At 72.4% G+C, this 12,183-nt stretch carries 14 protein-coding genes and 1 pseudogene; 5 read left to right on the top strand and 10 right to left on the bottom strand.

The window, feature by feature from the left end; all coding sequences use genetic code 11:
• Nucleotides 1-12: 12 nt before the first annotated feature.
• Both AQJ11_RS51465 and AQJ11_RS32435 read right to left on the bottom strand, forming a co-directional pair.
• A pseudogene (locus AQJ11_RS51465) lies at nucleotides 13-846 on the bottom strand (DUF6397 family protein); the annotation flags it as partial.
• A gap of 126 nt (nucleotides 847-972) precedes the next feature.
• The gene (locus AQJ11_RS32435) at nucleotides 973-1,386 is read right to left on the bottom strand and encodes a roadblock/LC7 domain-containing protein (protein ID WP_059265533.1); all 414 of its coding nucleotides are present in this window, start codon (nucleotides 1,384-1,386) and stop codon (nucleotides 973-975) included.
• 91 nt (nucleotides 1,387-1,477) lie between these two features.
• Between AQJ11_RS32435 and AQJ11_RS32430 the strand changes: the two genes are divergently transcribed.
• The gene (locus AQJ11_RS32430) at nucleotides 1,478-1,906 is read left to right on the top strand and encodes a PPOX class F420-dependent oxidoreductase (protein WP_014671216.1); all 429 of its coding nucleotides are present in this window, start codon (nucleotides 1,478-1,480) and stop codon (nucleotides 1,904-1,906) included.
• A gap of 9 nt (nucleotides 1,907-1,915) precedes the next feature.
• Here AQJ11_RS32430 and AQJ11_RS32425 read toward each other — a convergent pair whose 3' ends face one another.
• From AQJ11_RS32425 to AQJ11_RS32405, 5 genes are all read right to left on the bottom strand, one after another.
• Nucleotides 1,916-2,518 (bottom strand): GTP-binding protein, encoded by a 603-nt coding sequence (locus tag AQJ11_RS32425; RefSeq protein ID WP_059265579.1) that lies wholly within the window; start codon nucleotides 2,516-2,518, stop codon nucleotides 1,916-1,918.
• Between the two features lie 230 nt (nucleotides 2,519-2,748).
• Complete coding sequence (locus tag AQJ11_RS32420; protein WP_014671218.1) at nucleotides 2,749-3,162, bottom strand: DUF742 domain-containing protein; 414 nt, start codon at nucleotides 3,160-3,162, stop codon at nucleotides 2,749-2,751.
• Nucleotides 3,163-3,180: 18 nt separating this feature from the next.
• A complete protein-coding gene (locus AQJ11_RS32415; protein WP_014671219.1) occupies nucleotides 3,181-3,618 on the bottom strand; it encodes a roadblock/LC7 domain-containing protein in 438 nt (145 codons plus the stop codon).
• Entirely contained in the window at nucleotides 3,615-6,236 is a 2,622-nt protein-coding gene (locus AQJ11_RS32410; protein ID WP_208616663.1) for a sensor histidine kinase, read from the bottom strand. The genes AQJ11_RS32415 and AQJ11_RS32410 overlap by 4 nt, the downstream gene beginning before the upstream one ends.
• Before the next feature lie 47 nt (nucleotides 6,237-6,283).
• Entirely contained in the window at nucleotides 6,284-7,057 is a 774-nt protein-coding gene (locus AQJ11_RS32405; protein WP_059265532.1) for an MHYT domain-containing protein, read from the bottom strand.
• A 152-nt stretch (nucleotides 7,058-7,209) separates the two neighbouring features.
• Between AQJ11_RS32405 and AQJ11_RS32400 the strand changes: the two genes are divergently transcribed.
• Nucleotides 7,210-7,809 (top strand): class I SAM-dependent methyltransferase, encoded by a 600-nt coding sequence (locus AQJ11_RS32400; protein ID WP_058083738.1) that lies wholly within the window; start codon nucleotides 7,210-7,212, stop codon nucleotides 7,807-7,809.
• Nucleotides 7,810-7,817: 8 nt separating this feature from the next.
• On the opposite strand, the gene AQJ11_RS32395 is transcribed toward AQJ11_RS32400, so the two are convergent.
• Nucleotides 7,818-8,573, bottom strand: coding sequence for an alpha/beta fold hydrolase (locus AQJ11_RS32395; RefSeq protein WP_079082490.1), 756 nt, complete (start codon nucleotides 8,571-8,573; stop codon nucleotides 7,818-7,820).
• Nucleotides 8,574-8,679: 106 nt separating this feature from the next.
• On the opposite strand from AQJ11_RS32395, the gene AQJ11_RS32390 reads away from it, so the two are divergent.
• Entirely contained in the window at nucleotides 8,680-9,213 is a 534-nt protein-coding gene (locus tag AQJ11_RS32390) for a PadR family transcriptional regulator (RefSeq protein ID WP_059265531.1), read from the top strand.
• Here the strand turns inward: AQJ11_RS32390 and AQJ11_RS32385 are convergent.
• Nucleotides 9,190-10,095: an oxygenase MpaB family protein gene (locus tag AQJ11_RS32385; protein ID WP_059265530.1), complete on the bottom strand. Its 906-nt coding sequence runs from the start codon at nucleotides 10,093-10,095 to the stop codon at nucleotides 9,190-9,192. The two genes, AQJ11_RS32390 and AQJ11_RS32385, sit on opposite strands and share 24 nt — an antisense overlap.
• A gap of 96 nt (nucleotides 10,096-10,191) precedes the next feature.
• On the opposite strand from AQJ11_RS32385, the gene AQJ11_RS32380 reads away from it, so the two are divergent.
• Both AQJ11_RS32380 and AQJ11_RS32375 read left to right on the top strand, forming a co-directional pair.
• Nucleotides 10,192-10,488 (top strand): hypothetical protein, encoded by a 297-nt coding sequence (locus AQJ11_RS32380; protein WP_059265576.1) that lies wholly within the window; start codon nucleotides 10,192-10,194, stop codon nucleotides 10,486-10,488.
• 143 nt (nucleotides 10,489-10,631) lie between these two features.
• Nucleotides 10,632-11,471, top strand: coding sequence for a hypothetical protein (locus AQJ11_RS32375; RefSeq protein WP_059265529.1), 840 nt, complete (start codon nucleotides 10,632-10,634; stop codon nucleotides 11,469-11,471).
• Nucleotides 11,472-11,604: 133 nt separating this feature from the next.
• Here the strand turns inward: AQJ11_RS32375 and AQJ11_RS32370 are convergent, their stop codons facing one another.
• On the bottom strand, nucleotides 11,605-11,787 hold the full coding sequence (locus AQJ11_RS32370) for a hypothetical protein (protein WP_014671229.1): 183 nt from the start codon (nucleotides 11,785-11,787) through the stop codon (nucleotides 11,605-11,607).
• Nucleotides 11,788-12,183 lie beyond the last annotated feature (396 nt).

Below are 12,183 nucleotides of genomic sequence, written 5' to 3'. Positions count from 1 at the left end.
CGTCCGTGCCATCGGTGGAATGGGGCGTGCGACCGCTCGCATCGCCGGAACCCGGTGGGCGGCCGGGCGCGGGGCCGGCGAAATGGCCCGGGCCTCCTCGACCGAGCGCGCCAACTCGCTGCGCAGCCAGCCGACCTCATCCGCGTCCTGCGCCGTCATGATCCGCTCGGCGAGCTGAGCGGAGGGAGACCCGGAGACCCCCGCCCCTGGCGACACGGGCCGGAACCGGTTCAGGTGAGCGCGCTCGTAGGGGTCCTTGACGACGTCGGCGACCTCGACGGGCGCGAGGAAGGCGGCCACGGCTGCGGCACGGGCCCACGGGTCCTCGGCCTGCCGCAGCTGGAATCCGACCTGGCGTGCGCGCCAATTGCGTGCCCGCAGGTCCACTCCCGCCGCCAGCTGGCCCCGGAGGGTCTCGGGCGTACGCCCCTTGAGCAGGTGCGCGTGCTCCGGGCTCGCCGTGAACTGGCGCAGTTCTTCCACGAGATAGAGCCAGACCACGGCGCGGTAACGGTTGAGGTAAAACTTGACGGGCACGAGCAGGCCCAGGCGGGCGAGCCGGGTGAACCGGCCGGCCGGGATCTCCATGAGGGCGGCGCCCTCCGCCGTACCCACGACCCGCACCCGCTCGCGCAGGGACTCGGGGAAGCCGTCCTGTGCGCGGAGGCGCTCGATCTCCGCGTGCTCCACGCGCCGGCTGCCTCCCCCGCCCTCGTCGGGCACGGTCCGGATGCGGCCGAGTTGGACAGCGAGGTCGAACTCGACGCGCTTGAGCCCCAGTTCGCGAGCGGCGCGGCTCGGCGTGCAGGTGCTGGGGCGGGTTGGGCCGAAGGTGCTTGCCGACATGGTCGTACTCCCCCGTGGAGTCGGTGGCTCACGCCTTGCGCGTTCGCCGTGCACTCACCGTAGCCGGTTCGTCGCGACTCGTGGCGAGCCTGTGGATAACTCCACGGGGGCAGAAAAACCAGCAGGTCAGAGGTCCGTGGTAGAGGGACTCTCGGGTTTCCTGGCGTCGATGCCGAGGTGTTCGCCGACCCGGTTGACGAGCAGGGTCATCTCGTAGGCGATCTGGCCGATGTCGGCCTGGGCCCCGCTGAGTACGCACAAACAGCTGCCGCTGCCGGCCGCGGTCACGAACAGCACGGCGTCGTCGTACTCGATCATCGTCTGGCGCACCCTGCCCGCGCCGAAGTGGCGTCCCGAGCCCTTGGCCAGGCTGTGCAGCCCGGATGCCACGGCGGCCAGATGTTCCGCGTCCTCGCGGCGTAACCCCGTGCTCGCCGCGGTGACCAACCCGTCGTTCGACAGGACCAGCGCGTGGCGTACGTGGTCCACCCGTTCGGTCAGGTCGTCCACGAGCCAGCCGAGACCCTGCTTCTGCGCCATGTCCGTCTCCCCGTGTGATGTCTCCCCCCTGGCTGGAGGAACTGCCGCAAGCCTTCCCCACGACCGGCGTGCGGGCAAGGAGGATGGGCCCATGGCAGAGAAGATGACCGATGAGGAATGGCGGGCGTTCGTCCTGGACGGCACCCGCACCGGCAAGCTCTCCACCGTCCGTGCCGACGGAAGCCCGCATGTGGCTCCGATCTGGTTTCTGCTGGACGGGGACGAGTTGGTGTTCAACACCGGCAAGAACACGGCGAAGGGCCGCAATCTGGCCCGTGACGGCAGGGTGGCCCTGTGCGTGGACGACGACCGTCCGCCGTTCCACTTCGTGGTGCTGAACGGCCGCGCCCACCTGTCGGAGGATCTGGCCGAGGTACGTCTGTGGGCGACCCGGATCGCCGCCCGGTACATGGGCGAGGACCGCGCCGAGGAGTACGGCGCCCGCAACGGCGTTCCGGGTGAACTGCTCGTCCGCGTGACCATCGACAACGTGCTGGCCGTGCGGGACATCGCGGCCTGAGCGGCGGGCTCAGCCGACGGAGTCCAGGAGCCGGGCGGTGTGCATCCGCCCGGCGTACTCGACCAGCCTGATCAGCACTTCCTTGCCGGAGTCGCGGTCGCGCGCGTCGCACAGCACCACGGGTGTGCCGCGGTCGAGATCGAGCGCCCGGGAGACGTCGTGGGCGCCGTAGGAGCGGGCTGTCGTGAAGCAGTTGACGGCCACCACGAACGGGATGCGCCGGTGCTCGAAGTAGTCGACGGCCGGGAAGCAGTCCTCCAGTCGCCGGGTGTCCGCGAGGACCACGGCGCCGAGGGCGCCCTGGGCCAGTTCGTCCCACAGGAACCAGAAGCGGTCCTGTCCCGGTGTGCCGAAGAGGTAGAGCGAGAGGCCGGAGCGAATGGTGATGCGGCCGAAGTCCATGGCCACGGTGGTGGTGACCTTCTGGTCCACGCCGTCGGTGTCGTCCACCAGTTGACCCGCTTCGCTGAGCAGTTCCTCGGTGCGCAGCGGCCGGATCTCACTGACGGCCCCCACCAGGGTCGTCTTGCCGACGCCAAAACCACCGGCGACCAGTATCTTCAGTGCCAGGGCGGAGGTGTCGCCAGCGGTGTCGGGGTGCTCGGAGACCATGATCACTTCTCTCGGGAGGGCCGGCCACGGCCGGCGTCCGCGTGCTCCGGGGGTGAAGGCAGCATCATGACAACGGGGACGCGGGTCGGGGCGATGGGACCGAAGTACACCTGATATGAGCGGTCGGGGCCCGGTCGTTGGCGCAATGCGAGCGGATCGGGCGCACCGGGACGCGGTCGGGCGTACGGATGCTGACACGGCGAGGCGTACGGCGGTGTCCGGACGTTCATCTACAGTGCTCGCAATCCCTCGATGACCTCGCGCAGGATCCGCTCGTCGGGCAGGCGGGCCGGTGGCACGGGGCGGCTGATGGTCACACAGCCGAGTTCCAGGAGGTCCCCGAGAAGCACCCTGACCACGCCGACCGGTAGGTCCGCGTCCGCGGCGAGTTCGGCGACGGACTGCGTCTCCGGGCGGCACAGGTCGATCAGGGTCCGGTGCTCGGGGCCGAGCGCGGTGTCGTCGTCGAGCGCCGGTGCCGCGGGGTCGAGGGTGACGAGTGCGATCAGGTCGAAGCGTACTCCGGTCGGCCCGGGCTGGGTGCGGCCACCCGTCATGGCGTACGGGCGGACCAGGGGTCCGGCCTCGCCGTCGTACCACTGGCTGCCCGGCTCGCGGGGCTCGCCGGTCGGGTTCTCGGTCATCGGTGCCGCCTTCCCGGCTCATCCGGCGGCGGGCGGTCGCGCCGCGACGCGCGGCGCCGTGTAGAGATGCTCGCCGACCTGTTTGACCAGGCGGGCCATCTCATAGGCGACCAGCCCGATGTCGGCCGTGACCGCGGTGAGCAGGGCGAGGCAGGAACCGTCACCGGCCGCGGCCACGAAGAGGAACGCGTCGTCCATCTCGACCATCGTCTGGCGTACTCCGCCCGCTCCGAAGTGCCGTCCCGCGCCCTTGGCGAGGCTGTGGAAGCCGGAGGCCACGGCGGCGAGGTGCTCGGCGTCCTCCCGCGCGAGGCCGGTGGAGGCGCCGACCGCCAGGCCGTCGTTGGAGAGCACGACGGCGTGCCGTACCTCCCGCACGCGTGTCACCAGGTCGTCGAGCAGCCAGTCCAGTTCGCCGGACCGCTGGCCGGTCCTCGATGTCGGGTCCTGGATCATGCCGGGTCTCCTTCGCTGCTGTGACTGCCCGTTTCCGGTTCCGGTGCGGTGCCGCGGCCGGGCCGCCTGCCACCGCCACGTGTCCATCCGTCGCGGTAGGCCGCCATACGGTCCCGTACGAGTTCGGGAGTGCGCCGGTCGTCGCCGTGGCGGATGGGCTGCTGGGCCGGCTCTTCGGGGCGCTGGTGGCGCAGTTGCGGGGCGAGGCTCGCCTGGCGCACACGGCGCGGGAGGTCGCCGGAGGGCTCTGGGTCGTCCGGCGAGCGGTGCGGTCTCAGGGCGGTGACGCCGGGCGGCGGGGCTTCATGGGCGGTGTCGTGGGAACGGGCCGCCGTGCCGGTGCCGTCCGGGCCTGGGACCGGCCGGGTGCCGTGGGCATCGGCCGCCTTCCCGGTGCTCTGGGGACCAGGTGTCGGCGTGACGCTGTGCGGGCCGGGTGCGGTGGCTGCCAGGGCGGGGCGGTCCGGCCACGCGGTGACGGCGGCCTCCTGGGGCGAGGTCGCGCCGGGCACGCGCGCGTAGGCGCGTTCCTCCTCGGGTCGTGCCTGTTCGCCCGGGCGGGCGGACGATTCCGTCGAGCCGCTGTGCAGCAGGGCCTTCGGCAGCAGGACCACGGCGGTGGTGCCTCCGTACGGTGAGGTCCGCAGATGCACCTTGATCTCGTGCCGGGAGGCGAGCCTGCTGACCACGAAGAGTCCGAGACGGTCGCTGTCGAAGAGGTCCAGCGCCTCCGACTGTTCGATGCGGCGGTTGGCCTCGGCCAGGGTCTCCGCGCCCATGCCGAGCCCCCGGTCCTCGACCTCCAGGGCGTAGCCGTTGCCGACCGGTTCCCCGGTGACCCGCACGCGCGTGTGCGGTGGTGAGAACTGGGCCGCATTCTCGACGACTTCGGCGAGCAGATGGGTGAGGTCGGCTACCGCCGCGCCGATGACGTACGCCTCGGGGAACTGGCGTACCTCCACGCGCGCGTAGTCCTCGATTTCCGAGACGGCGGCGCGTACGACGTTCGTCAGGGACACCGGCATCCGCCAGGCCCGGCCGGGCGCGGCGCCGGACAGGATGATCAGGCTCTCGGCATGGCGCCGCATCCGGGTGGTGAGGTGGTCCAGGCGGAACAGGTCACCGAGTTCGTCCGGGTCATCGGAACGCCGCTCCATGCTGTCCAGGAGGCTGAGCTGACGGTGGACCAGGACCTGGCTGCGGCGGGCAAGGTTGACGAAGACTCCGGAGATGCCGCTGGCGAGTTCGGCGCGCTCCACGGCGGCGCGCAGCGCGGCGCGGTGCACGGTGGTCAGGGCTTCCGCGACCTGACCGGTCTCGTCCTCGGCCGGCGGTCCGGAGGGGGCCTCGGCCCGGATGTCGATCTCCTCGCCCGCGCGCAGTTTCCGCATCGCTTCCGGGAGTTTGCGACGGGCGATCTCCAGGGCGTCGTTGCGCAGGCTCACGAGTTCGACCACGAGAGCCCGTCCGATGCGGACGGAGATGACGAGAGAGGCGGCGACGGCGGCGAGTCCCAGGAGTACGGCGGCTCCGGCGGGGCTGAGCAGGCCGCGGGTGACCGGGTCGGCGCGGCCGGCGACGGCACGGCCGACGGCTGCCGCGATGGTTCGCATGCCGTCCTGTACGCGCGCGTGTGCGGCGTTCCAGGCGGCTTGCGGGGCCTTGTCGGCGACTTGGGCGCCCGGTCCAGCGGCGAGCAGGTCGTTCTCGGCGGTGCCCAGGGCGGTGTAGGAACCGCCGGCGGTCAGATTGCGCCAGGCGGTGCGCTGGGCGGCGGGAAGGTCGGTGACCGCGGTCTCGGTGAGGGCACGGCGCGTGGCGACGGCGGCGCTGAAGAGCCGCAGTCGCTCTCCCTGGAGGGTGCCGGCGGTCCGGGCGCTGCCCAGCAGGGCGTCCTCCTGGGCCAGCGCTTCGGCGGCGCGGGAGAATTCGAGCAGTACGCGCGCGTCGGATGCGACGTCGGCCTGCTGGACGCCGGTGAGGGCACCGTCGACCGCGAAGGCGGCGCCGATGGTCTTCGTGTACTGCGTGTACACCTCGTCCCAGCCCGTCTTGTGACCCCGTACGGCTGTTCTCAGTGCGCGGAGGTGCTCGGCGCCGGTGACGAAGGCATCGAGGCGCCTGGAGACACCGGCGGGCAGTTCCTGGCTGTCGGCGACGGTGCTGTCCCGGCCGAGCCGCAGCCTGTCCACGGCTCGGCCGGTGCGGGCCGCGAGGTCTTCGAGGGCGCCGCCGTCGCCGGTGCGGGGGTCCGTGGCGTAGCGGACGGCCGCGGTGCGCTCGGCCTGCAACGCGGTGACGGCTGCGGCCACCGGGCTGCGCAGTTCGGCGTCGACCCGTTGCGACTGGCGCAGCCGGGCGACGTCCTGAGCGGTGCTGACGGTGGCGTACGCCCAGAGGGCGAGCAGGGACACGACGGGCACCATCAGAAGGCTGACCACCTTGGCGCGCACCGTGCGGGGGCGCAGGTGCCGGCGGCTTCCACGCGCGCGTGCGGAGTCGGGCGACGGGCCGGGCGTGCCGCGGCCTTCGTCGGCGGGCGGTCCGGCGTGTGCGCGGCGTCCGCGTGGACGGTGTGCCGGGGCGGCGGCGTTCTCGGGTGTACGGGGTGGGCGCATGGCCTCCTCGCTCGGGACGTGGTCGGTGCCCTCGGGCCGGGGCCCCGCTAGCGGGCGACGCTTTCGACGGGCCGCTGGGCGGAGGCGGACGCCTCGCGCTCGTCGGCGGTGGGCGAGAGGGCGACGAAGGCCGAGGTGATGAACAGGTAGGACCCGAGGCCGACGGCGAGGGGGAAGATGAACTGCATCGCCGTGGCCCCGGGCAGGGCGTCGCCGGAGGGGTCCACGCGCACGCTCACCGAGAACATCCCGGTGTAGTGCATGCTGGTGACGGCCGCTCCCATGACGAGGGAGGCGACCGTGACCGCGAGGGGCGACTTGATGTTGAGTCCGGCCCACAGGGCCGCGGTCGCCGCGACCACGGCGATCAGTACCGACAGTCCGACGAGGACGGGGTCGTACGTGACGTCGCCGTGCAGCCGGACGGCCGCCATGCCCAGGTAGTGCATGCTGGCGACGCCCAGCCCGGTGGTGAGACCGCCGAGGACGAGCGCGCGGTTGCGGTCGCGGCTGTAGCCGACGGCGAAGACGCCGGCGCAGACGACGACCATGGCGACGAGAAGGCTGAGGATGGTCAGCGGCACGTCGTAGCGGATGTCGCTGCCGCTGACACGGAAGCCGAGCATGGCCACGAAGTGCATGGTCCAGATGCCCGTCCCGATCGACGAGGCGGCGGTGACGAGCCAGTTCCGACGCGCGCGGCCGGTGGCGGCGAGCGCGCGGACGGTGCAGCGCAGTCCGAGTGCGGCGCCTATGCAGGCCATCACGTACGACAGTACGGGTGTCAGCCAGCCGAAGGCGGCGTGGTCCAGGTGTCCCATGGCCTCGGGACGCTAGCGGGGGCAAGGGCGCACAAAGGGGGCGCATTTCGAAAGGTGCCGGAATATGGCGCACAGTTGTGCCGGAACGATCGCGTCCCGCTCGAACATGCGCACAAGGACTTCCCTCGTGACGGTGAGGAATCATGCGGAACATGAACGACGACCACACACATGTGCAGGAATTCTTCGCCGCCCGCGCCGCCGACTGGGACAGCCGGTTCCCGGACGACGGTCCGGCCTACGCAGCGGCCGTGGCCGACCTCGGGCTGCGGGAGGGGGACCGCGTGCTGGACGCGGGCTGCGGCACGGGGCGGGCCCTGCCGCCGCTGCGGGCCGCCGTGGGCCCCTCCGGCGTGGTGCTGGGGGCGGATCTGACCCCGGCGATGCTTCAGGCCGCCGTACGAGCGGGCAGGCACCGCGACGGGCGGCTGGTGCTCGCCGACGTCGCCGCGCTCCCGCTGCGCTCGGGTTCTCTGGACGCCGTGTTCGCCGCGGGCCTGATCGCCCACCTGCCGCGCCCGGTGGACAACCTGCGGGAGCTGGCCCGCGGGGTACGGCCCGGCGGGACGCTCGCCCTCTTCCATCCCATCGGCCGCGCGGCCCTGGCGGCACGCCAGGGGCGCCGGATCACCCCCGACGATCTGCGGGACGAGACCAACCTCCGGCCGCTCCTCGCGCGTGCGGGCTGGCGGATGACGTCATACACCGACGAGGACGCCCGCTTCCTGGCGCTCGCGGTGCGCGAGGGCTGAAGATCGGGTCAGCCCGTTCCGGTGACGGCTGCCACGAAGGCGTCGGGGTTGTCGAACATCACGTTGTGCCCGGCGCCCGGTACCGTCACCACGCGCACCCCGGCGGCTTCCAGGTCCTCCCGGCCCGGGAGTTCGCCGCTGTGCTCGCCCTGGAGGAAGACACGGTCGACGGGCAGCCCTTCTAGGAGCGTCCGCATCACGGGCTCGGAGCCCTTGCGCAGGCCGACGGCACTGCGGTGCAACGCGCGCGGGTCGGCCAGCCGCATCGTCGCCGCCCACAGCGGGCCGACCGCCTCCAGCACGCGCGCGTGCCCCCCTTCGACGAACTCGTCCTCCCCGTAGGCGGCGATTCCGCTGCTGCCGGCGGTCGGCGGCGGAGAGGCGTCCAGGTTGGCCTCCGTCAGCACCAGCCGGGAGACCAGGTCGGGCCGCCGGTGGGCGAGGACGACGGCTACCGCACCGCCCATGCTGTGCGCGATCAGTTCGGCGCCGGCGACCTTCGCCGCGTCCAGCGCGGCGGCCACCGCGTCGGCGTGGTCCTCCAGCGTGTACCCGAAGTCCTGGGGGCGGTCGCTCGTGCCGTGCCCCGGCAGGTCCACGAACAGGCTGCGGCGCCCAGCGAGTTCGGGGCGTGCCGCGAGGTGCGCGTGGTACACGGCGGACATCGCTCCGAGTCCGTGCAGATACACCCGGGCGGGCTCCGCCCCGGATACCTCGGTCCACCGTATCCGGCTTCCCCTGCTGTCGAACGTGGCCTGCTGCACCGTGCCCCTCCCTGTGTTCCGCGACACCCGGACAATACATCGGTGACGATGTATTCCGTCAAGGTGGTATTGGCTCAGCGATGTATCTCTGCGGGAGAATGCGGCCATGCTCGAACTCGCCATCCTCGGATTCCTGTACGGCGCCCCCCTGCACGGATACGTTCTGCGCCGCCACATCGCGGCGCTCACCGGCCATGTGCGGCCCGTCGCCGAGAGCACGCTGTACCCGGCGATCAAGCGCCTGGAGAAGGCCGGTCTGCTGGTGCGGGCCACCGAACCCGGAGCCGTGGCCGCGCCGCGCCATGTGCTGAGACTGACCGAGGAAGGCGGGCGCGAGCTGAAGCGCCGGCTCGCCGAGCCCGCCCAGCGTGAGATCACCGACGAGAACCACTGGTTCACGCTGCTCGCGTTCCTGCGGCACCTGGAGGACCCCGCCGCACAGGCGGCCGTGCTGCGGCGCCGGCTGGCCTTCCTGGAGGAGCCGGCGAGCTTCTTCTACGACGGCGACCGGCCGCTGCGCGCCGAGGAACTGGACGACCCGTTCCGGCGCGGCGTTCTCACCATCGCGCGCGCCACGAGCCGGGCCGAACTGGCCTGGCTGCGTGACACCCTGGCATCACTCGACGGGGCCGGCCGCTGAGCCGTCCTGGTGCCGTACCGGGCAACCGCGCAGACCGGGGACCGGCCGCGTGCCCAGGTCGGCGACGCGGTAGCCGTTCGGGTAGCCCTTGACCTCCCAGTTCTGGCGCGCGAAGTGCGGGCCGCGGCGCGGCGGCAGCAGCCGGACCAACCGGCCGCGCGTCCGTACCGCGCGGCGCACCAGCGCGGAGGTGGCGGCGCCGGGTCGCGGGTAGCGGAACGCGCGCAGCAGGGGCTCGTCGAGCAGCGCGAGCGTGGCCGTGCGCAGCAGCGGCGCCAGGGGGCGTGGGTACCAGGACGCCATCAGGTCGAGGGTGGCGTCGGAGACCTGGCGGGCCTCCTCGTCCCAGCCGAAGTGGGCCTCTTCGTAGGAGTCCAGAAGGGCCTCGAACTCCTCGTAGGTGCGGGGGATGTCCGGGATGCCCATGTGCCGGCCGAGGATGCGGTAATACTCGGCGGTGGCGACGATCTCGTGCCGGGACAGCCGCCGCCAGCCGTAGGCGTCGATCCAGCGCCGGGGCACCACCACGAAGGTGCTCAGCACGTACCGCATGTCGTCGTCGCTGATGTCGTAGCTGCGGTGCATCTGGTTGATGCGCCGGATCGCGGTGCGTCCCTCCTCCGCCGCGAAGCCGTGTTCCACGATGGTGTCCAGGAGCAGCACGGTGTCGTCGTACCGCTTCTGCGTGCGCTCGGTCAGCTCCGCCGTCCGCGCGAGCAGCCGCCCGATGGCGGGCACCGCGTAGGTGCGGTAGAGAGCCAGCTCAAGAGCGCGGGTGTAGTCCCAGGGAAACTCGTACGCGACGCTGATCCGGTAGATCTCCAGCGCGTCCGCCACCGGGTCCAGCCGGCGGATCTCCGCGAGCCGCTCGAACCGCTTCACCGCGTCGTCCCCCTTCTGCCGCCGAACCTCCAACTCTACGTTGTGGAACAGCAGATGGGTGATCGAACTGACCCCGTTCAGGGAAGGGTGGTCCGCGTGTTCGACAGAATCCGCAGGTACGCCGGCCGGCTCGGCAGCTCCACGCAGGTGCGGCCGGAGGGTGCCCGGGAGAGGCGCGCGCACAACTTGTTCGAAGCGGCGGCCGTCTATGTCGCGGCCCGCGCGGAGGACGACCAGGACCGGATCGAGGAAGCGGCAGCGTGGGTGTCCCCGGAGGCCCTGTCCTTCGGGGTGAGCGAGCTGGCCTGCCGGGCGGTCGTCGCGCTGGCCCGGGAACGCGACGAAACACCCGCCGCGGTGGCCCGCGACCTCCTCGGACTGCCCGCGGCCTGAACGGAACTTCCTTCTCCGCATGTGGTCGTTTCGCCCCTGTCCAGGCGGAAACCTGCAGCTCCGCGTGGTGCGCGGAGTCGTGACAAGCGGCTTCCGCTCGCACTAGGGTGCGCGCCGATGGACGAACCACTGGGGAGGCAGGGATGGCCGGGACGGACGATGAGCCCGTCGCCGCCGCGGACGATGCGCTGTACGTGCTGACGGCGGTACTGCTCACGCCGGCACAGTTTCCGAGCGTGCTGGGCGACGACTACGCGGAGGCGTGTGCGGCGCTGGACCTCGCGCCGCGCGCCGACGGGTACGGCCTGGTGCTGGGCCAGGACGGGCAAGGCGCTCGCTGGACGGTCGTGATCGACGACGTCTCGCTGGTCGCCGTGGCCATCGCCTCCTGGGACTGCGGCATGGAGTACGAGCTGTCGCCGGACGAGCGCGCGGTCGTGACCGCCCTGCCGGGATGGCCCCTGGCCGTCGCCGTCGCGGCACCCGGCGTGCCCGCTCCTCACGACCCGCCCGCCGAGGAGGCCGGACGGCCGGCGCTGTGCCCGCCGGACACCGGCAGCTGGGGACCCGCCCAGCGCCGGCTGGGTGCCGACGAGATAGCGTTGCAGTGGGCCGCCTGGCGGGAGCAGATCAACGACGCCGACTTCCCCGTGCCCGGTGGTTCCGCGCAGGCCGTGGAGTCCGCGCAGGAGGGCGAGGGCGCCAGGGCCGGCGGCCACGCCGGGGTCCGCCGGGTGCTCGCGGAAGCGCGCGCCTACGTCGACTCCCCGCCGCCGCTCGGCCGCGTGCGCTCGTCGTTCGCCCCCGGTGAGGCCCGTACGCTGCGCGCCGACGGCCCCGGCTGGTCGATCGTGGCCCGCACCGACGACATCGCGTTCGTCCTGCTTGACGAGGAGCCCGGCGAGGTACTGCCGGTGGGCAGGGGGCCCGAGCTGCCCGGTCTGCTGGAGGCGCTCGACAAGATGGCCGTACGGCCCCTGTGAGCCGGGGCGGCCGGAGGAGGCCTCCCGGTCGCTCGCCCGTGAGCCGCGCCGCGCCTGGGCGACGCGGCTCCTCATGGCTCGGCCGGTCCGTCCGGGCAGCTCGGCGAGTGGCGCCTTGCCGTGCGCCGGTGCCTCAGCGGCCGAGCTCCTTGCGGGCGACCCTGCGCAGCCTGCGCCGCTGCGAGGGGTCCAGGGCGAGGTAGGCGGCTGCCGGAACTCCCACGACGATCAGGAACGCCACCCACCAGGGCAGCCATATGAGCAGGATCAGCCCGACCGCCACGCCCCCTGCGGCGATCTTCGCGTTCATGGACATGAGCGTCGCCTCCTTCGCGGCCGCTGCCGCTCTCTGTCTGAGAACGGCCCCCCGCTCCCCGCGGTTCCGCGCCCCGACCCTGAGACATCCCTGAGCCGCACCCCTAGTGGTCCTCGACGCGCACCGAAAGGCTGTGGGGAGTGAGCGGGATGCGGCGGGGCGTGGGTGGCGCGTGGACGTGCGGAGGCTGGTGGCGGGCGGCGGGCGGCGGGCGGCGGGCGGCGAGACGCGCTGAGCCGTTGGATCCGACGGCATGCGGCCCCTTCCGCCCGGCCCCGATCCCCCTTTGACGAGCACGGCCCTTCGAACAAGCTGTGGAGTGACTCACGTCACGCCATCGCCAGGACGGGAACGCCCAGGACGTCCTGTACCCTCGGCGACTCCGGTCCAGTAGTC

The organism is Streptomyces corchorusii, from assembly GCF_001514055.1.
GTDB classification, from domain to species: Bacteria; Actinomycetota; Actinomycetes; order Streptomycetales; family Streptomycetaceae; genus Streptomyces; species Streptomyces olivaceoviridis.
The sequence above is the reverse complement of the archived record's forward strand: the minus strand, read 5'-3'. Positions and strand labels throughout refer to the sequence as shown.